The sequence below is a fragment of the Algibacter lectus genome (assembly GCF_004368925.1).
Lineage (GTDB): Bacteria > Bacteroidota > Bacteroidia > Flavobacteriales > Flavobacteriaceae > Algibacter > Algibacter lectus.
Window position 1 is genome coordinate 423,114 of the sequence record NZ_SORL01000007.1, and the last position, 20,178, is coordinate 443,291.

21 protein-coding genes are annotated in these 20,178 nt (G+C 32.9%); 19 read left to right on the plus strand and 2 right to left on the minus strand.

Annotated elements, in window-relative coordinates:
* Positions 1–13: 13 nt before the first annotated feature.
* The 13 genes from hisD to DFQ06_RS02840 all read left to right on the plus strand — a co-directional run bounded on the left by hisD (position 14) and on the right by DFQ06_RS02840 (position 11,828).
* On the plus strand, positions 14–1,297 hold the full coding sequence (hisD, locus tag DFQ06_RS02780; RefSeq protein ID WP_133965887.1) for a histidinol dehydrogenase: 1,284 nt from the start codon (positions 14–16) through the stop codon (positions 1,295–1,297).
* A 71-nt stretch (positions 1,298–1,368) separates the two neighbouring features.
* Positions 1,369–2,412 carry a histidinol-phosphate transaminase gene (gene hisC, locus DFQ06_RS02785; RefSeq protein WP_133965888.1) on the plus strand — a complete coding sequence of 348 codons (1,044 nt, stop codon included), beginning with the start codon at positions 1,369–1,371 and terminating at the stop codon, positions 2,410–2,412.
* Between the two features lie 77 nt (positions 2,413–2,489).
* Positions 2,490–3,623, plus strand: a complete 1,134-nt coding sequence (hisB, locus tag DFQ06_RS02790; RefSeq protein WP_133965890.1) for a bifunctional histidinol-phosphatase/imidazoleglycerol-phosphate dehydratase HisB — start codon at positions 2,490–2,492, stop codon at positions 3,621–3,623.
* Positions 3,624–3,696: 73 nt separating this feature from the next.
* Positions 3,697–4,278 carry an imidazole glycerol phosphate synthase subunit HisH gene (gene hisH / locus DFQ06_RS02795; protein ID WP_133965891.1) on the plus strand — a complete coding sequence of 194 codons (582 nt, stop codon included), beginning with the start codon at positions 3,697–3,699 and terminating at the stop codon, positions 4,276–4,278.
* Positions 4,279–4,340: 62 nt separating this feature from the next.
* Entirely contained in the window at positions 4,341–5,069 is a 729-nt protein-coding gene (gene hisA / locus DFQ06_RS02800) for a 1-(5-phosphoribosyl)-5-[(5-phosphoribosylamino)methylideneamino]imidazole-4-carboxamide isomerase (RefSeq protein ID WP_042506802.1), read from the plus strand.
* A gap of 65 nt (positions 5,070–5,134) precedes the next feature.
* Complete coding sequence (gene hisF / locus DFQ06_RS02805) at positions 5,135–5,890, plus strand: imidazole glycerol phosphate synthase subunit HisF (protein WP_042495030.1); 756 nt, start codon at positions 5,135–5,137, stop codon at positions 5,888–5,890.
* 42 nt (positions 5,891–5,932) lie between these two features.
* Positions 5,933–6,526, plus strand: a complete 594-nt coding sequence (gene hisIE / locus DFQ06_RS02810; RefSeq protein ID WP_042506800.1) for a bifunctional phosphoribosyl-AMP cyclohydrolase/phosphoribosyl-ATP diphosphatase HisIE — start codon at positions 5,933–5,935, stop codon at positions 6,524–6,526.
* Positions 6,527–6,536: 10 nt separating this feature from the next.
* Complete coding sequence (locus DFQ06_RS02815) at positions 6,537–7,316, plus strand: tRNA pseudouridine synthase A (RefSeq protein WP_133965893.1); 780 nt, start codon at positions 6,537–6,539, stop codon at positions 7,314–7,316.
* 151 nt (positions 7,317–7,467) lie between these two features.
* The gene (locus DFQ06_RS02820) at positions 7,468–7,974 is read left to right on the plus strand and encodes a Dps family protein (RefSeq protein WP_133965894.1); all 507 of its coding nucleotides are present in this window, start codon (positions 7,468–7,470) and stop codon (positions 7,972–7,974) included.
* 59 nt (positions 7,975–8,033) lie between these two features.
* A complete protein-coding gene (locus DFQ06_RS02825) occupies positions 8,034–8,942 on the plus strand; it encodes a mechanosensitive ion channel family protein (RefSeq protein WP_074935944.1) in 909 nt (302 codons plus the stop codon).
* A gap of 55 nt (positions 8,943–8,997) precedes the next feature.
* Complete coding sequence (locus DFQ06_RS02830; RefSeq protein WP_133965895.1) at positions 8,998–9,552, plus strand: hypothetical protein; 555 nt, start codon at positions 8,998–9,000, stop codon at positions 9,550–9,552.
* 88 nt (positions 9,553–9,640) lie between these two features.
* The gene (locus DFQ06_RS02835) at positions 9,641–10,324 is read left to right on the plus strand and encodes a DUF2461 domain-containing protein (RefSeq protein WP_133965897.1); all 684 of its coding nucleotides are present in this window, start codon (positions 9,641–9,643) and stop codon (positions 10,322–10,324) included.
* A 106-nt stretch (positions 10,325–10,430) separates the two neighbouring features.
* A complete protein-coding gene (locus DFQ06_RS02840) occupies positions 10,431–11,828 on the plus strand; it encodes a glycosyl hydrolase family 8 (protein ID WP_133965899.1) in 1,398 nt (465 codons plus the stop codon).
* An 80-nt stretch (positions 11,829–11,908) separates the two neighbouring features.
* Here the strand turns inward: DFQ06_RS02840 and DFQ06_RS02845 are convergent, their stop codons facing one another.
* Positions 11,909–12,325: a hypothetical protein gene (locus DFQ06_RS02845; RefSeq protein ID WP_042506795.1), complete on the minus strand. Its 417-nt coding sequence runs from the start codon at positions 12,323–12,325 to the stop codon at positions 11,909–11,911.
* A gap of 151 nt (positions 12,326–12,476) precedes the next feature.
* Between DFQ06_RS02845 and DFQ06_RS02850 the strand changes: the two genes are divergently transcribed.
* The 6 genes from DFQ06_RS02850 (at position 12,477) to leuB (ending at position 19,019) form a co-directional block, all read left to right on the plus strand.
* Entirely contained in the window at positions 12,477–13,364 is an 888-nt protein-coding gene (locus DFQ06_RS02850) for a DUF72 domain-containing protein (protein ID WP_133965901.1), read from the plus strand.
* A gap of 116 nt (positions 13,365–13,480) precedes the next feature.
* A complete protein-coding gene (locus DFQ06_RS02855; RefSeq protein ID WP_042495043.1) occupies positions 13,481–13,864 on the plus strand; it encodes an acyl-CoA thioesterase in 384 nt (127 codons plus the stop codon).
* Between the two features lie 201 nt (positions 13,865–14,065).
* Positions 14,066–15,460, plus strand: coding sequence for a 3-isopropylmalate dehydratase large subunit (leuC, locus tag DFQ06_RS02860; protein ID WP_074935933.1), 1,395 nt, complete (start codon positions 14,066–14,068; stop codon positions 15,458–15,460).
* A 136-nt stretch (positions 15,461–15,596) separates the two neighbouring features.
* Positions 15,597–16,193, plus strand: a complete 597-nt coding sequence (gene leuD, locus DFQ06_RS02865) for a 3-isopropylmalate dehydratase small subunit (protein ID WP_042495047.1) — start codon at positions 15,597–15,599, stop codon at positions 16,191–16,193.
* Between the two features lie 3 nt (positions 16,194–16,196).
* Positions 16,197–17,717 carry an alpha-isopropylmalate synthase regulatory domain-containing protein gene (locus tag DFQ06_RS02870; protein WP_133965903.1) on the plus strand — a complete coding sequence of 507 codons (1,521 nt, stop codon included), beginning with the start codon at positions 16,197–16,199 and terminating at the stop codon, positions 17,715–17,717.
* A gap of 243 nt (positions 17,718–17,960) precedes the next feature.
* A complete protein-coding gene (leuB, locus tag DFQ06_RS02875) occupies positions 17,961–19,019 on the plus strand; it encodes a 3-isopropylmalate dehydrogenase (protein WP_133965905.1) in 1,059 nt (352 codons plus the stop codon).
* A gap of 120 nt (positions 19,020–19,139) precedes the next feature.
* On the opposite strand, the gene DFQ06_RS02880 is transcribed toward leuB, so the two are convergent.
* Positions 19,140–19,970, minus strand: coding sequence for a hypothetical protein (locus DFQ06_RS02880; RefSeq protein ID WP_042495052.1), 831 nt, complete (start codon positions 19,968–19,970; stop codon positions 19,140–19,142).
* Positions 19,971–20,178 lie beyond the last annotated feature (208 nt).

Sequence of the window (20,178 nt, forward strand, 5' to 3'; positions counted from 1 at the left end):
AAAATGTAAGAGTATGCAAATAATAAACAATCCAAATAAAATCGATTGGTTGGAAATTTTAAAACGTCCAACCCAAACGGTTAATGATATTGAAGGCACTGTAACACGTGTTTTTCAAGATGTCGTTGCTAGAGGTGATGCGGCTATAAAAGAATATACTGTTCGTTTTGATGGTGTAGATTTAGAGTCGAATATTGTATCTCCCGAAGAGATTGAAGCGGCTGTAAAAACAGTTGCAGAACCACTTAAAAATGCTATTAAAAAAGCAAAACAAAATATTGAAGTTTTTCATAGGGCACAGCAAACATCGAAAGTTGAAGTAGAAACAACAAACGGTGTATCGTGCTGGCAAGAAAAAAGACCTATTGAAAAAGTAGGTTTGTATATTCCAGGAGGAACGGCGCCTTTGTTTTCAACCGTTTTAATGTTGGCAGTTCCAGCACAAATTGCGGGCTGTAAAGAGATTGTTTTATGCTCTCCTCCAAATAAAAAAGGGGAGTTGGCGCCAGAAATTTTGTTTGCGGCAAATCTATGTGGTGTTACTAAAATTATAAAAGTTGGTGGCATTCAGGCTGTTGCTGGCTTAACATTTGGAACAGAAAGTATACCTCAGGTTTATAAAATCTTCGGACCCGGTAATCAATTTGTAACCGTAGCTAAGCAATTAGCTACCAAACACGGTGTGGCTATAGATATGCCTGCGGGACCAAGTGAGTTATTGGTTGTTGCCGACAAGAGTGCAAATGCAGCTTATATTGCTTCAGATTTGCTAAGTCAAGCTGAGCATGGTACGGACAGTCAAGTTATTTTGGTTTCAACATCAAATGATATTATTGAAAAGGTTTCTGTTGAAATTGAGAAGCAATTAGAAGTACTTCCGCGTAAAGCGATTGCAGAAAAAGCGATTGCTAATTCTAAGCTGATTTATGTTGAAAATCATGAGGTTGCTTTAGAAATGATAAATGAGTACGGCCCAGAACATTTTATTATTTGTACTGAAGCTAACGACTTTTATGTGGATGGTATTCGTAATGCTGGTTCTGTTTTTATTGGCGATTATACACCGGAAAGTGCAGGAGATTATGCGTCAGGAACCAACCATACCTTACCAACTAACGGATTTAGTAAAGCCTATTCGGGTGTGAATTTAGATAGTTTTTTAAAGCAAATGACGTTTCAAAAAATATCTAAAGAAGGACTTTTAAATATCGGTGAAACTATTGAGTTAATGGCAGAAGCAGAAGGTTTACAAGCTCATAAGAACGCTGTTTCTATTCGATTAAAAGATTTAAAATAAATAAGTTGTTGAACTTGTTTCAGCAAAACACAAATAATTAGACGCTGTGATAAATGCAGTGTAGCACAATAATGAACATTCAAAATTTAATAAGGCCAACTATAAAAGCATTAAAGCCGTACTCGTCTGCAAGAGATGAGTTTCAAGGGAACAGTGATGCTATGGTGTTTTTAGATGCTAACGAAAACCCGTATAATAACGGTGTAAATCGTTATCCTGATCCGCAACAAAAAGGGGTGAAAGCCATTTTATCAGAAATTAAAGGGGTTTCAGCAAAACATATTCTTTTAGGGAATGGAAGTGATGAAGTACTCGATTTAATTTTTAGAGCCTTTTGTGAGCCGCATCAAGATAACGTGATTTCTTTACCGCCAACTTATGGTATGTATGAGGTTTTAGCGAATTTGAATGCTGTTGAAATTCGTAAAGTTAATTTATCGGAAACCTTTCAACCTAAAGTTGATGCCATTTTGGAAGCTGCAGATGCACATAGTAAAGTCCTGTTTTTATGCTCTCCAAACAATCCAACAGGGAATAGCTTTTCAACGGAGTCTGTTGAAAAATTACTGAAAACATTTAAAGGTTTAGTGGTTATTGATGAAGCATATATTGATTTTTCAACTGAAAAAAGTTGGTTAACTCGTTTAGAAGAGTTTCCTAATTTAGTCATTACTCAAACGCTTTCTAAAGCTTATGGTATGGCTGGAATTAGATTGGGAATTTGTTATGCTTCCGAAGAAATTCTTAAAGTTTTAAACACCATTAAGCCACCGTATAATGTTAATGAATTAAGTCAGAAAAAAGCCATTGAGCTTTTGAATAATAAGGATTTAGCTAAAAAACAAATACAAGATATTCTTGAAGAACGCGCTGTATTAATTTCAGATTTAGCAACTATTTCTTTTGTGTCAAAAATATATCCATCGGATGCTAATTTTATATTAGCCAAAGTGGATGATGCAACAAAACGTTACAATCAATTGGTAGAAAAAGGGGTTGTTGTTAGAAATAGGACCACGCAGTTTGGCTGTGAAAATTGTTTGAGATTTACCGTTGGAACTAAAGAGGAGAATGAGGAATTAATAAAAAATCTTTTATTAATTTCGAAATCCTGAACTCGTTTCAGGAACTTATAAAAGTATCATGATTAATTAAAAGACCCTGAAATAAATTCAGGGTTATAACAAGTTATATGAAAAAAGTATTATTTATAGATCGTGATGGCACCTTAATTAAGGAGCCGGCAGACGAACAAGTAGATTCATTTGAAAAACTGGTTTTTTATCCGAAAGTATTTCAATTTTTAGGTAAAATTTGTAAAGAATTAGATTTCGAAATTATCATGGTAACCAACCAAGATGGTTTGGGAACACCCGATAATCCTTCTGAAAAATTCTGGCCAATTCACAATTTTGTATTAAGTACATTCAAAAATGAAGGCATCGATTTTAAAGAAGTTTATATCGATGAAACTTACGCTAAAGATAATGCACCAACAAGAAAGCCAAACACCGGATTATTAACCAAATTCTTTTCCGATGATTACGATTTAGAAAATTCATTTGTAATTGGGGATCGCTTAACGGATATAGAGTTGGCTAAAAACCTTGGCTCTAAAGGCATTTTTATTAATGATGAAACGCATTTAGGAACCGATGAAATTACGGTGAAGCGTGACGCGCTAGATCCTTATATAGCTTTGGAAAGTAACGATTGGGAAGCTATTTATAATTTTTTAAAATTAGAAGATCGCGTTCAAGAAATTACAAGAAACACGAATGAAACTAAAATTTATATTAAGTTGAATTTAGATGGGTCTGGTAAAAATGATATTGATACAGGTTTATCGTTTTTCGATCATATGTTGGATCAAATTGGACGTCATGGTGCCATGGATTTAACAGTGAAAGTAGATGGTGATTTAAATGTAGACGAACACCATACTATTGAAGATACCATGATTGCTTTAGGTGAATTATTCAATAAAGCTCTAGGTAATAAATTAGGTATTGAGCGTTACGGATTCTGTTTACCAATGGATGATTGTTTAGCGCAAGTTGCGGTGGATTTTGGTGGTAGAAACTGGTTAGAATGGGATGCGGAATTTAAACGTGAAAAAATTGGTGATATGCCAACTGAAATGTTTTTCCACTTGTTTAAATCGTTTACCGATGGTGCTAAATGTAATTTAAATGTAAAAGCGGAAGGATTAAACGAACATCATAAAATTGAAGGTATTTTTAAAGCCTTCGCAAAAGCAATGAAAATGGCGGTTAAACGCGATTCCAACAAAATGTTTTTGCCGAGTACAAAAGGGATGTTATAAAATGGTTTTGGTTTTTAGTGGATGGTTATTAGTATAATCATGCGATAAACAATCAAAAACGAACAACAAAAAAATGAAATTAGTTATAATAAATTACGGAGCCGGAAATATAAAAAGCATACAGTTTGCTTTTAAACGCTTAGGTGTCGATGCTATTTTATCGAACAATCCCGAAGAAATTTTGGCAGCCGATAAAATTATTTTCCCAGGTGTTGGAGAAGCAAGTTCTGCCATGAAAATGTTAGAAGAAAGTGGTTTAGCCGATTTAATTCCGACTTTAAAACAACCTGTTTTAGGCATTTGTTTAGGTATGCAACTCATGTGTAAAACCACAGAAGAAGGTAATACCAAAGGACTAGGCATTTTTCAAACAGATGTAAAACGTTTTGATCATTCTGTAAAAGTACCGCACATGGGTTGGAATGTGATTAAAGATTTAAAATCCGATTTATTCAAAGGTTTAAAAGAAAACGAGTACATGTATTTGGTGCACAGTTATTATGCTGAGCATTGTAATGAAACTATTGCAAAAACCGATTATGGCTTAAATTATGCATCGGCTTTACAACACAATAATTTCTATGGTGTACAATTTCACCCAGAAAAAAGTGGAACCGAAGGCGCTAAAATTTTACAAAACTTTTTGGATCTTTAGTTTACATCCTAGGTAATTACAACGGAGTAAAACAAATAACCAACAACAAGTAACCAAAAAAAATGAGAATAATACCAGCAATAGACATTATAGACGGCAAATGTGTACGACTTTCAAAAGGTGATTATAACACTAAAAAAATATATAATGAGCATCCTTTAGAAATCGCTAAACAGTTTGAAGCTCATGGTATTGAGTTTTTACATTTAGTAGATTTAGATGGTGCTAAGGCTAGCCATATTGTAAATCATAAAGTTTTAGAAGAAATAGCTTCTAAAACGAGTTTAAAAATTGATTTTGGTGGTGGTTTAAAAACGGATGACGATTTACGAATTGCATTCGAATCTGGTGCTGGACAAATTACTGGTGGTAGTATTGCGGTAAAACAACCTGATATTTTTAAAAATTGGTTATCCAAATTTGGTTCAGATAAAATCATTTTAGGAGCAGATGCCAATAACGAAAAGATTGCTATTAGTGGTTGGTTGGAAGAATCTGATGAAGATTTAATTCCCTTTGTTCAAAATTATCAAAAAGATGGTGTGCAGTATGTTATTTGTACCGATATCGCTAAAGATGGGATGTTAGAAGGTCCATCTTTTGATTTGTATGAAAAAATGTTATCACAGCTTCCAAATATAAAATTAATTGCAAGTGGAGGTATTTCAACCTTTGATGAATTACCAAAATTAGCCGAATTAGGCTGCGAAGGCACAATTATCGGTAAAGCAATTTACGAGAATAAAATAAGCTTAAAACAATTAGAGGATTTCATTTTAAATAAATCCTAATCCGTTTTTAAAAGGTTAGTTACTTATTAACAGCAATCAACTAAAAACCAACAACATTAAAAATAATGCTTACAAAAAGAATAATTCCTTGCTTAGATATTAAAAACGGTCGTACTGTAAAAGGTGTCAACTTTGTCGATTTACGTGACGCTGGAGATCCGGTAGAATTGGCAAAACAATATGCCGATGTTGGTGCAGACGAACTTGTTTTTCTCGATATTTCGGCGACTTTAGAAGGTCGTGGCACCACGTTAGATATGGTTTTACGTGTTGCAGAACAAGTGAATATTCCGTTTACAGTAGGTGGTGGGATTTCTTCTGTAGAGCATGTAGACGAGCTTTTACACTGTGGTGCAGATAAGGTATCTATAAATTCATCGGCAGTAAAACGTCCTGAATTAGTAAACGAGTTATCAAATAAATTTGGAAGTCAGTGTGTGGTTGTCGCTATCGATGCTAAACAAGTTGACGGACAATGGAAAGTGCATTTAGCTGGCGGAAGTATTCCAACGGATATTGATTTATTCGAGTGGGCAAAAGAGGTTGAAACACGTGGTGCAGGTGAAATTTTATTTACATCAATGAATCACGATGGTACAAAAAACGGTTTTGCTAATGAAGCTTTAGCTAAATTATCAGAAAGCTTGAATATTCCAATAATAGCATCGGGAGGTGCGGGTAATGTTCAACATTTTATTGATACCTTTGAAATCGGAAAATCGGATGCAGCTTTGGCTGCTAGTGTTTTTCACTTTGGTGAAATTCCAATTCCTGAATTAAAAAAAGAATTAAAAGCAAATAATATCGAAGTACGACTTTAGTCGTCATACTGAATCTAATTCAGTAACCTATAAAAATTTATTATGACTATTAAATACGACAGTAACGGACTAGTGCCTGCAATTATTCAAGATGCAACAACAAAAAATGTTTTGATGTTGGGGTATATGAATGCTGAATCTTACGAGAAAACTTTAGAAACTAAGACAGTTACTTTTTTTAGCAGAAGCAAACAACGTCTTTGGACTAAAGGTGAAGAAAGTGGTAATTTTTTAAATGTAGTCGATATTAAAAACGATTGTGATAACGATTCTCTTTTAATACAAGTAAATCCTGTTGGACCAACTTGCCACACCGGAACTGATACGTGTTGGAAAGAAGAAAACAAATCTAATTACGGGTTCTTTTCAACTTTAGAAGATGTTATAACCGAACGTGTTGCTAATAAGGATACTCAAAAATCTTATGTAGCGAGTTTGTTTGCAAAAGGCATTAATAAAGTGGCACAAAAAGTAGGCGAGGAGGCTGTAGAAACGGTTATTGAGGCTATGGATAATAACGATGAGTTGTTTTTATACGAATCTGCTGATTTAATGTTTCATTACCTTATGTTGCTTCAAGCTAAAGGCTTCACGTTAAAAGATATTGAAAAGGAATTAGTAGGCAGACACAAGTAAACCGTTCCTTTTGAAAAAATATTTTTATTTAATTACCATTCAATATTTGGGCTATCGTTTTCATGGTTGGCAAAAACAGCCAGACGTGAAAACGTTACATTTAATGGTAGATAGAACGTTTAATTTTATTTTAGAAGGTAAACGTTTTAAAAGTTTAAGTTCTGGTAGAACAGATGCTATGGTGTCTGCAGAATGTGCAGCAATAGAGTTGTTTTTATTTGAACCTATTGAAGATCTATCTGCTTTTTTAGAGCTCTTTAATCGTAATTTGCCTCAAGATATTCGCGCCTTAGATATTAAGGAAGTTGATGCGAAGTTCAATATTATTCAGAATTCTAAAATTAAAGAATATTTATATTTATTTGCTCATGGCGAAAAATGTCATCCGTTCTGTGCGCCTATAATGACCACTATTCTTGATAAGTTGGATATTGAGCTAATGAAAGAAGGTGCGAAATTATTCGAAGGTGAGAATTATTTAAAAACGTACTGCTACAAACCTACCGATAATGGTATCTACACACGTGAAATTATGCTGTGTGAATTGGTAGAAAACACACTATATACTGCTAATTATTTTCCTGAAAAAACCTATATTCTACGCGTACAAGGCAAAGGTTTTATGCGAAACCAAATTCGTTTAATGATGGGAACGCTTATAGATTTAGGTAAAGGTAAATTAACACTTCAAGACATAAAGGATAGTTTAAAACCTGATAATGATATTAAAATGAATTATATCGCTCCGGCATCTGGTTTAATTCTAAAAAACATCGATTTTATAGATTAATTTATAATCTTTTCTTCTTAATTAATTTAACTTTTTGGGTTTTATTTAACATAATTTAAGTTAAATAAATCTTAATACCGTTAAAGCCTGTTAAAGCACTTGACAATTTTTATATAGCCCTTATATTGAGTGGGAACACAAACAATAAATTATGAGCTATTTAAAAATGAACGATGAAGAAGTATTACCCGTGGTGGTAGAAATGAATATTTTATTAGCTGACTACCACGTTTATTATCAAAAATTACGAAGCAACCATTGGAATATTGTTGGAAGAAATTTTTTCGATTTACATGAAAAATTTGAAGATATGTACAATGATGCTCGTATTAAAATTGATGAAATCGCAGAGCGTATCTTAACGCTGCGTTATCACCCAATGAGCCAAATGGAAGATTATCTTAAATCTTCAACTATAAAGGAAAAGGCCGTACTAAAATCCGATCGTGCTATGGTTTTAGAAACCTTAAATGATCACAAATTACTTTTAGAACAAATGGGGAAAGTAATGGAAAAAGCAGAAACAGCTTCCGATGAAGGAACTGCAGATTTAATTGGTGCTTACATTCGTGAACTTGAAAAAACAAGTTGGATGTTAGAGGCGTGGACAAAAAAGCCATCTGAAATTGCACATCCTGAATCTGCGGAGGCTATTTAAGTTTTGTTAATTTTTCTTAAAAATTAATTAATAAATCATAAAAAAAAATATTTACAAAAATGGATACAGCATTTAGTGAGGCTTTTGATGGCCTTGTAACAAAATTAGAGGGTTGGTTTGCAACCATAATACATTATTTACCAAATATAGCACTAGCAATTTTAGTATCAGTAGCTGCATATTTTGTAGCGAAATATGTTAATAATTTTACGTATAAAATTATTTCAAAAAGAGTAAAACAAGACTCTGTTTCTAAAATGATGTCTCGGATTGCTGCGGTAGTTGTAGTGCTAATAGGTTTATATATCTCTTTAGGGATACTTAATTTAAGTAAAACGTTAACCTCGTTATTAGCTACAGCAGGTGTTGCTGGTTTGGCTATTGGTTTAGCATTACAAAATACGCTAAGTAATACGGTTGCTGGTATATCTCTTTCGTTTAGAGAGAAAATTCAAATTGGAAATTGGGTAGAAACCAATGGCCATTCTGGAGAGGTAATGGATATAAATTTAAAAGAGTTTGTTATAAAGGAAGCCGATAATAATATTGTGATTCTTCCTAATAAAATGATTTTAGAAAATCCTTTAAAAAATTATTCTTTAACAACCAGAATGCGTGTCGCATTAAATTGTGGTGTTGGGTATGAATCTGATTTGGAAGAAGTAAAAAGATTAACAAAACAAACTATAGCAGAAACTTTTGACCAAGTAGAAAGCGCAGATGATGTTGAGTTTTATTATGAAGAATTTGGAGGAAGTTCTATTAATTATTTATGTAGATTTTGGATTGATTCTGAAAGTTTACTTGAAAAATATAGAGCAAAAACATCGGCTATTATAGCAATTAAGAAAGCTTACGATAAGGCTGGAATTAACATCCCGTTCCCTATTAGAACGTTACAATTTGATAACAAATTATCTGTAGAAGGAGAGCAAGTAGCTAAGCAGAATGAATTCTCTAACAACTAGAGTGGATTTATCATCCGTGATAAATTATTAATTCAAATTATTAAAAATAAAAACAATGAAAAATTATATATACATGTTTGTACTGCTGGTTTGTGGTACATCCATGGCACAAGAAAAACCCAAAGAAGTAAAACAAGAAACTATTGAAAAAACGGTTAAATACAATAATGGCGAAGAAGTTACGGAAAGTAAACTTAAAGTTATTTCTCGAGAAACATCTAACGTGGAATTGGCTTTGGATGATAAAGAAAAGGTAGATCAACAACGTGTTGCAACAACTAAAAAGATTGAGACCATGGTGATGGTAGATGATGATTTAGATCCCGATTACGATTTATTATCTAAAGAGATACACTATATAAGCAATGATAAAAGCTTTAAATTTTCGCCTAGTTACGGCGGATTCAATATTATTTTTGATAATAATGATAATGAATTTGTGGTTGTTGGTAAAGCGTGGAGCACAAAAAATCCTGGGAGTTATATTGTAAAAAGAGAAACATATAACGGTATTGGTTACTTAACCGAGAAAGGTGAGTTTGTTGTAGAATATTACAATGCCAATTCTGAACGTATAGAAATGGTTTCATACAAACCAGTAAAACTATAATGAATAACCATGTAAGTTATTAATAAAAGTCCCGATTCATTCGGGACTTTTTGTATTTTAGATGTTCAATAAAAGGAAAGTAATATATATGAGTGTTTCTGTGCCGAAAGCGGCTTTTACATATTTAAAAAAATTAGAAAAAAATAATAATCGCGAATGGTTTGGAGAGCATAAACTAGAGTTTCAATCCGTTCAAAAAGATATAAAAGTATTTTATAATGCGCTTTTAGAAGCTTTAAATGCACATGATGAAATCGATAAACTGAAAATTTTTAGAATTTACAGAGATGTTAGGTTTTCTAAAAATAAACTTCCATATAAAACGCATTTTAGCGGTTCTTACCATAGAGTAAAACCTAGATTGCGTGGTGGTTATCATGTACAGATTAAACCAAATAACGAGAGTTTTATAGCGACCGGATTTTGGGATCCAGCTCCGGCCGATTTAATGCGAATTAGAAAAGAATTCGAAATGGACGATTCTGAGATTCGTGATATTATTAATGATAAAACGTTTAAAACAACTTGGGGAGGCTTTGTTGGTGACGAAGTGAAAACGGCACCACGCGGGTTTAATAAAGAAGATAAGGCGATCGATTTAATAAAGAAGAAACAATATATTTTTATTAAAAAATATACCGATGCCGAAGTTTTAGATTCTAATTTTATAAACGAAGTAAGTTCTGCTTTTAAAATAATTCGTCCGTATTTTGATTATATGAGCGATGTATTAACTACTGATTTAAATGGAGTTATATTAATAGAAGATTGATTAATTAGGTGAGATAAGGAGAGTATTCATTTTTTTGATTCAATTCGAAAAACATAATCTTTTTTATTAGTTTAGGCGTATATGTTTATTTAAAAGCCCTAAACATATGAAAAACCAAAACTTACTATCAATTTGCTTTATTTTAATAACATCACTTAGCTCTTTTTCACAAATAAATCAGGTTAGCTTTGTTAATTCTGATTATAGTTATGGAGTTCAACCTACAAACATAGGGTCTAGTGATATTTATGATGCCTACCTTGCCTGGAGAAATACTTTTGCAGAAACTTGCGTGAATGGACGCTACCGTATAAAATTTGATACGCCATCAGAAACTGTATCTGAAGGAATTGGATACGGTATGTTGCTTTCTGTTTATGCCAATGACAAGGAATTATTCGATGGTTTATGGCTTTATTATAAAGATTTCTCTAATAATAATGGTGTGATGAACTGGAAAATTAGTGAATGTTCAACCGTTATTGGTTTTAACGGAGCATCTGATGCAGAATTAGATGTCGCTTACGCTTTAATTGTTGCAGACAAAAAATGGGGCAGTTTAGGTGATTTAGATTATAAAGAAAATGCTTTAACTTTAATAAATACCATTAAAAATCACGAAATAGAAAATGGTACTTACGTTCTAAAACCTGGAGATGTTTGGGGCGGGTCGAGTAATACCAATCCCTCTTATTTATCACCTGGATATTTTAAGGTTTTTGGAACTTATTCTAATGATGTTGCTTTTTGGGAGGCTGTAAGCGATAAAAGTTATGATATTTTAAATGCCAACTTATCTAACAACAATGCATTTTATAATTTAGTTTCAGATTGGTGTAAGGCTGATGGAACATATTCAAATGAAGTGTCCTGGGCTTACGATGAAGGGAAATCTTATTATTATGATGCGGCTAGAACACCTTGGCGAATAGCTTTAGACTATATATGGTATGGAGGTTCGAAAGCTCTTAATTACGCTTCTTTATGTAATGATTTTGTAAATGCTCAAGGTGGTTTTAATCAAATTTACCCAGGCTATTCTCAACAAGGCGTTGCTATAGATATATCTTATAAAGACCCCACTTTTACAGGAGCGTACGCCGCAGCAGCGATGTCTGCATCTAATCAAAATTTTGTAAATAATGGTTATTCCGAATTAAAAAACCAACCTACAAATGCCTATTTTGGAGCTACTTTAAGAGTTATTTATATGTTTGCATTATCAGGAAACATGTATAATGCAATTTCAAACAATACTTTGGGTACTGAAGCTGATACTCAAAACTCTTTTAGTTTCTATCCAAATCCCGTTTTAAATGATCTAAACATTTCATTTACAACATCAAGATACAGAAATATAAATGTGTATTCTATTAACGGTCAACTTTTACTATCTAAAAACGAAAATGCTTTAAGCGTAAAAATAGATTTAAGTAATTTTAAAGCCGGAATTTATTTTCTAAATATCGATAACAAAGAAAACTTAAAAATAATTAAAACCTAATTTACGTTTCCAAAACAAAAGGCATTACATTTTATCTATTTCATTTTAAAATAAATAAAAAGATAACGCTTAAAATTTAGTTAAACAGCAGTTAGTAATTCCGGTTTATCAAAAAGTTGAATATTGCTTAAAAGTCTATCTTTTACAATATTCATCATGCGTTTGTTTAGCGCCGATGAATTTTCGGTATAAATTAAATATTCTTCCACAGTAAAAACACCGATAATCATGCCTTTTAGAGAGTTTCTGAATTTCATGTTTTTCTGAATGGCATTTTCAATATATTCCATACGTTTATCGAGTGTTAAACCATAAAAAACCGATTTATGCTTTATAATGTAATTTCTAAAAGCAGCAACAAGTAAATCGTTTTGCATCTTAATGCATGGCCGAAGTACTAGGTTTTGGAAACGCTCCTCGCTGCTCATAGCATCATTAATGGTTGCTGTTAAAATCTCTGGACGAATACTCTTCAAATTAAAGTCTCTTGAATTCATAGTTTTGATTTTTACTCAAGGTAGAAATTATTAGGGCTGTAATAGTATTTGTGTATTTTAATTATTCACGAGGTTATTAACATTTAATATTTTTATCTTTATAATCTCATTATTTTACATCTTTTTAAACCGCATTAATACAACGTTTTACATGAAATTTGGCAGTGTTACAAATCCTGATACTATTGATTTTACCTTACCCCAAGATCATATAGATACTAAGCGCATTTTAAATACGGTAAAGGATGATAATATGCCAGATATTTATGTAGGTTGTGCAAAATGGAATAGGGGAGATCTTAAGGGGTTTTATCCTCGTGGTACAAAAGATGAACTTAAATATTATGCTTCGCAATTTAATTCTATAGAACTAAACGCTACATTTTATCGCATTTTTCCTGCGGAACAATTTGAAACCTGGTATAATAAAACACCAGAAGGGTTTAAGTTTTTTCCGAAGTTGAATCAAGAAATTAGTCATTACAAACGCCTACAAAATGTTGAAGGCGTCGTTGATCAATATCTATACAATGCATCGCATTTAAAAGAAAAACTAGGCACTGTTTTTTTACAAATGCATAGTAATTTCACTCCTAAAGATTTTGATAAAGTGGTTGCTTTTGCTAAAAACTGGCCTAAAAACATTCCTTTAGCGATTGAATTTAGGCATAGCGATTGGTATAACGACAAAGTGATTGCGGATGCCTTGTATCAACTTTTAGAAGACTTTAATATTTCTAATGTTATTGTAGATACCGCTGGGCGTCGCGATTTAATGCACATGCGATTAACTAATTCTACAGCTTTTGTGCGCTATGTTGGAGCTAATCATCCTTCGGATTATGAACGATTAGACGATTGGATTGAGCGTTTAAAACTTTGGAAAGAACAAGGTGTTAAAGAAGTCGATTTTTTCATTCATCAAAACATTGAAGAAGAATCGCCTTTGCTTTCAGCATATTTTATAAAACAGGTTAACGAAAAGTTAGGATATGCTTTAAATATTCCGAATGAAGAAAAACAGCAATCCTTATTTTAAGTTAATAATAAAAACACATACTAGAATAAGTAAGAGTAATTAAAATGGTTGTTTTAATGCTGATTTTTAGAGTACCTTTATTTTATAAAAAGAACTAAAAATTAAAGATATAAAATATGAGATTTCATACTAGAAAATGGGTTAAACCCGAAGATTTAAATGCCAACGGTACATTGTTTGGCGGTCGTTTATTAGAGTGGATCGACGAGGAAGCTGCTATTTATTCTATTATTCAATTAGAGAACCAAAAAGTGGTAACAAAATTTATGAGTGAAATTGATTTTAAATCGTCGGCAAAGCAAGGTGATATTGTAGAAATTGGTATCGACGTTGTAAAATTTGGAAGGGCTTCATTGGTGTTAGGAGCAGAGGTTAGAAATAAAATGACGCGAGAAACTATTATAACAATTTCAAACATTGTAATGGTTAATATTGGGCCTGATGGTAAAGCATTACCACATGGTAAAACAGAAATTGAATATGTAGCCGATAGGTTATAAAATCTAGCCTTAATATTCTTTTAAAAATTATAATCATTTTTAAGATTTCATTGCATTAAATTCAAATTATATCGGTTCCGTTGGTGATTTTATAAAAATAAAGTAACTAAGGACTATAAAGTTTTGAAATACTGTAATAAACTCTAAATTTGTTACTCTTATAGCTTTAAAGCTATTTTAATACAAAAATTTAAATTTTTTATGAGTAGTACATTATTTGACAAAGTGTGGGATTCGCATGTTGTGCGAAACATTGCAGATGGACCAGATGTGTTTTATATAGACCGTCACTTAATTCACGAAGTTACAAGTCCTGTAGCTTTTGTAGGTTTAAAAAGTAGAGGCTTAAGTGTATTGTACCCAGACCGTACATTTGCTGTTGCCGATCACAATACACCAACAATTAATCAGCATTTACCTGTTGAAGATCCGTTATCTGCTAATCAGTTAAAAACTTTAGAAGATAATGCTAATCAATACGGTATTAGTCACTGGGGATTAGGTCACCAAAATAATGGTATTGTTCACGTTGTAGGACCAGAAAACGGTATTACACTTCCAGGAGCAACTATTGTTTGTGGAGATTCTCATACATCTACTCACGGTGCTTTTGGAGCTATTGCCTTTGGTATTGGTACTTCAGAAGTAGAAATGGTGCTTACTACACAATGTATAATGCAACCAAAACCTAAAAAAATGCGTATTAGCATTAATGGGCCACTAAGTAAAGGTGTTACGCCTAAAGATGTTGGTTTATACATTATTTCTCAATTAACAACTTCTGGTGCTACTGGATATTTTGTTGAGTATGCTGGGGATGTTTTTGAAAACATGACTATGGAAGGTCGTATGACGGTTTGTAACTTATCTATCGAGATGGGTGCACGTGGTGGTATGATTGCTCCAGATGAAAAAACATTTGAATATATTAAAGGTCGTGCCATGACTCCAAAAGGAGCCGATTGGGATAAAGCAATGACCTATTGGAAAACTTTAAAAACTGATGAAGATGCTACTTTCGATAAAGAATTAGTATTTAATGCAGCAGATATTGAGCCAATGATTACCTACGGAACAAATCCGGGAATGGGTATGGGAATTTCTAAAAATATACCATCTGCAGAATCTGTAGAAGGAGGAAAGTCTACTTATGATAAGTCTTTAGCTTATATGGGTTATGCAGAAAATGAATCTATGATCGGTAAGAAAATCGATTACGTATTTATTGGAAGTTGTACTAACGGACGTATTGAAGATTTCCGTGCATTTGCTTCTATTGTAAAAGGACGCAAAAAAGCAGATAATGTTACGGCATGGTTAGTACCAGGTTCTCACATTGTTGAAGCTAAAATTAAAGAAGAAGGTTTACTAGATATTTTTGAAACAGCTGGTTTTGTATTAAGAGAGCCAGGATGTTCTGCTTGTTTAGCAATGAATGATGATAAAGTTCCTGCTGGGAAATATGCGGTAAGTACATCAAACAGAAACTTTGAAGGTCGTCAAGGACCAGGATCTAGAACATTGTTAGCGAGCCCGTTAGTTGCAGCAGCTGCAGCAGTTACAGGCGTAGTTACAGACCCTAGAGATTTACTATAAGTTGGCAGTGTATAGTCAACAGTTGTTAAGTTAATAAACTGAACAATATGTTGATTTTATAAAAGAATAAAAAAATAATCGTCAGTTTATGGCAGCTTGCTGTCCACTGAATACTGGCAAACTGAATATTAAAAAAATGGCATACGATAAATTTACAACATTAACGAGTAGCGTAGTACCGTTACCAATAGAGAATGTAGATACTGATCAAATTATACCAGCTCGTTTTTTAAAAGCGACCACTCGTGACGGTTTTGGAGATAATTTATTCCGTGACTGGAGATATAATGGTGATAATACACCAAAAGAAGATTTTATATTAAATAACCCAATTTACACAGGAAAAATTTTATTAGGAGGAAAGAACTTTGGTTCTGGTTCTTCTCGTGAGCACGCTGCTTGGGCGGTTTACGATTATGGTTTTCGTTGTGTAGTATCTAGTTTCTTTGCAGATATCTTTAAAAATAACTGTTTAAATATTGGAGTATTACCTGTGCAAATTAGCCCAGAATTTTCTAATGAAATTTTTGAAGCTGTTTATGCAGATCCAAAAACGGAAGTTGAAATTGATTTAAAAGCACAAACTATTACATTACTTTCTTCTGGAACGAAAGAAAGTTTTGATATTAATGGTTATAAGAAAGACAATATGTTAAATGGTTTTGATGATATCGACTATTTACAAAACATGAAAAGCGAGATAGAGGCATTTACTGAATCGCGTCCTTTCTAGAAAATGGAAGTAAAAAGAATTGAAATAATGGATACGACATTGCGCGATGGTGAACAAACCTCGAGCGTGTCGTTTTCTGCTTCTGAAAAGCTCACTATAGCTAAACTTTTATTAGAAGAACTAAAAGTAGACCGTATTGAAATTGCCTCGGCACGTGTGTCGCAAGGTGAACTTCAGGCGGTTAAGGATGTTACAGCTTGGGCTAAGGAAAGCAACTATTTAAATGCTGTTGAAGTTTTAACTTTTGTTGATAAAGGGATCTCTATTAATTGGATGCTAGAAGCAGGAGCAAAGGTTCAAAACTTATTAACTAAAGGTTCGTTAAACCATTTAACACATCAGCTTAAAAAAACTCCAAATCAGCACTTTACAGAAATTAAAGAAAATATTATTCAAGCCACAGAACACGGTATTGAAACTAATATTTATTTAGAAGATTGGAGTAATGGTATGCGAAACTCTAAAGCTTATGTTTTTGAATTTTTAGAGTTTTTATCAACACAACCTGTAAAGCGCGTTATGCTTCCTGATACTTTAGGCGTATTAACACCAGAGGAATCTTTTAATTTTGTAAAAGAAATTAAAGATAAATACCCGAGTTTACATTTTGATTTTCACGCACATAACGATTACGATTTAGGTGTTGCCAATGTTATGGCTGGTTTAAAAGCCGGAGCAGATGGTTTGCATTTAACAATTAATGGTATGGGCGAACGAGCAGGAAATGCACCAATGGCTAGTACTATTGCTGTTATAAACGATTTTATGCCCGAGGTTAAAATTGGTGTAAACGAAACCTTTTTGTACACTATTAGCAAGCTTATAGAAACATTTTCTGGTTTTATGATCCCTGCTAATAAGCCTGTTGTTGGCGCCAATGTATTTACGCAAACGGCTGGAATACATGCAGATGGTGACAATAAAAACAATTTATATTTCAGTGATTTAATGCCTGAACGTTTTGGGAGAACCCGAAAATATGCCTTAGGGAAATCGTCTGGAAAGGCCAACATACAGAAGAATTTACAAGAATTAGGACTTCAGCTTGATGGTGAAGATCTTAAAAAAGTAACCCAACGTATTATTGAGTTGGGCGATAAAAAACAAGTCGTTACTAAGGAGGATTTACCTTATATTATTTCGGATGTTTTAGACAGAAGTTATGAGGAAAAAGTGAAAGTGAACGCATATGTGCTAACGCATGCTATGGGCTTAAAACCTACAACTACGGTTTCACTTACTATAAACGACGAAGTTTTTGAAGAAAGTGCTCATGGCGATGGCCAATTTGATGCGTTTATGAATGCCATTAAAAGTGTTTTTAAACAGAAACAATTAAAGTTACCTAAATTAGTGGATTATGCAGTACGTATACCACCTGGAAGTAACTCGGATGCACTTTGTGAAACCATTATTACATGGAAAAGTGCTGAAAAAGAATTTAAAACACGTGGTTTAGATTCCGATCAAACAGTTTCGGCAATTAAGGCTACTGAAAAGATGATGAATATAGTGGTGAGCTAAATGAGTTTATTGTAAACTGAAACTGCTAACGCTATACAGAAACATTGTAGACAGACCCGCGTTAGGGATTAAACGGTTTGTTTGAGCTCGACGACGCTAGGAGGAAGCGAGTAGTGAAAGCCCGACGTTTTTCGATGCTGACAAGTGTACTTCAAAACTTATTTTGGTACTACACTTCGGAGGCATGAGCAAAAAGAAACGCCAAAAAAAATAAATAGAATTTAAAGTTTAAAATTAATAAAGATGAAATTTAATATTGCAGTTTTAGCAGGTGACGGTATTGGACCTGAAGTAATGGAGCAAGCACAAAAAGTTAGTGAAGCGGTTGCGGAAAAATTTGGACATGAAATAACTTGGAAGCCAGCATTAACAGGTGCTGCTGCTATTGATGCGGTTGGAGAACCTTACCCAGACAGTACACACCAAGTTTGTTTGGCTTCGGATGCTGTTTTATTTGGAGCTATTGGTTTGCCTCGTTTTGATAATGATCCTTCGGCAAAAGTACGTCCAGAAAATGGTTTACTTCAAATGCGTAAGCAATTGGGCTTATTTGCTAATTTAAGACCAACGTTTACGTTTCCGTCTTTATTAGATAAATCACCTTTAAAACAAGAGCGTATTGAAGGAACAGATTTAGTGTTTTTACGTGAGTTAACTGGTGGAATCTATTTTGGAGAAAAAGGTAGAAGAGATGGTGGTGAAACGGCTTTTGATAACTGTGTTTATACACGTGTTGAAGTACAACGTTTGGCTAAAAAAGGTTTTGAATTAGCAATGACACGTTCTAAAAGATTATGTTGTGTTGATAAAGCTAACGTTATGGAGACATCTCGTTTGTGGAGAGAAACTGTTCAGGCTATGGAAAAAGATTATCCTGAAGTTGAAGTAAGTTACGAGTTGGTTGATGCAGTGGCTATGCGTTTGGTACAATGGCCAAATAGCTACGATGTATTAATTACTGAAAACTTGTTTGGTGATATTTTAACAGATGAAGCTTCTGTAATTTCTGGATCTATGGGATTAATGCCATCGGCATCTATGGGATCTGATATTGCTTTATTCGAACCTATTCACGGATCTTACCCACAAGCAACTGGATTAAATATTGCGAACCCAATGGCCATGGTTTTATCTGCTGCCATGATGTTTGAAATTGCTTTTAACTTACCAGAAGAAGGAAAAGTAATTAGAGATGCTGTAAACAAAGCGTTAGCTGAAGGTATTGTTACTGAAGATTTAGCCGATGGCGGAAAAGCTTACGGTACTAAAGAAGTTGGTGACTTTTTAGCTGCAAATATCTAGAGAGTTAATACCTCAATTATATAAAAAAAACCTGTTAAGAAATTTCTTAACAGGTTTTTTTTATATAATTATTTTAGGTTTTAAATATGTATCGCATATTTATTTTGGAACATCCAATCTTTATAATTTATTTTTAATATTTATAGATCGACTATATTCCTTGTAATTATAATCTATAATTATAGAGTCTATCTTTTTATCGTAATCATGGATGTATTCCTTTTTAGGTAAACTAATTTTACCCTTATACTTTTCTTGAGCTGCTATTTTATTAATGGCATATTTCTCTAAAAAATCTGGGTAAACCATATAGACAACCTTGGTTTGAATATTTTCAATTAGAACAAATTGATTTTCGAAAAGAAAGTATTCACTTGTTAAATTATTGCTTTCCGCGTTAGCAACAGAAATTAAGTCTCTCTCATTATAGCCATCTATACTTTTAGTAACATAAAATGAACCTAAATTTTTAAATGCACCTACAAAGATGTTTTCTGGTTTAAAAACACTTCTTCTTATTTTATATTTATTATACTTTCCAACAGAAACTTGGCTTGGTACAATTTCATATTTTTTTACTGACTTTAAGGTTCTTCGCGCTATTCTTAATCGATTGTTAACATCTGCGATTTCTTTTTTAACGGCAGGTGTAAGTTTTGATTCTTTATTTAGGTTAGCTATTCGTGTGCTATCAGCTTTGGCTTTGTTAGTAAATGCTAAAGCTTTTTTATAGAAAGTTGTTAAACGTTTAGTTGTTGGTTTTTCACCTACAGTTGTATAAACAACACTAATTATTTCAAAAGTATAAGGAGAACCGCCTTCTTTTTGAGTCATTAAAGTGTTTAACTCTTCGTTAAATAAAAAATCTACACCTTGTGCTTTTACCTGAAAACACAATATATAGGCTAAACCTACAAAGCAAATTGTTTTTATATTTAAATGTTTATTCATTCATCTTTAAATTTATAAAGTGTCTATAGTGTTGACTATAGCGTAAAATGCAAAGATATAAAATTGGGGGTGATAGAGAAGTAATCCTTATATAAAGTATTATAGAAATGAGAATTAGTAAGAAATTTATATTGTTTCTAACTTAATTTAATAACTTATTGGTTTTTAAAGTGATGACAGGTTATTTACTTGAATGATGTAATATGGA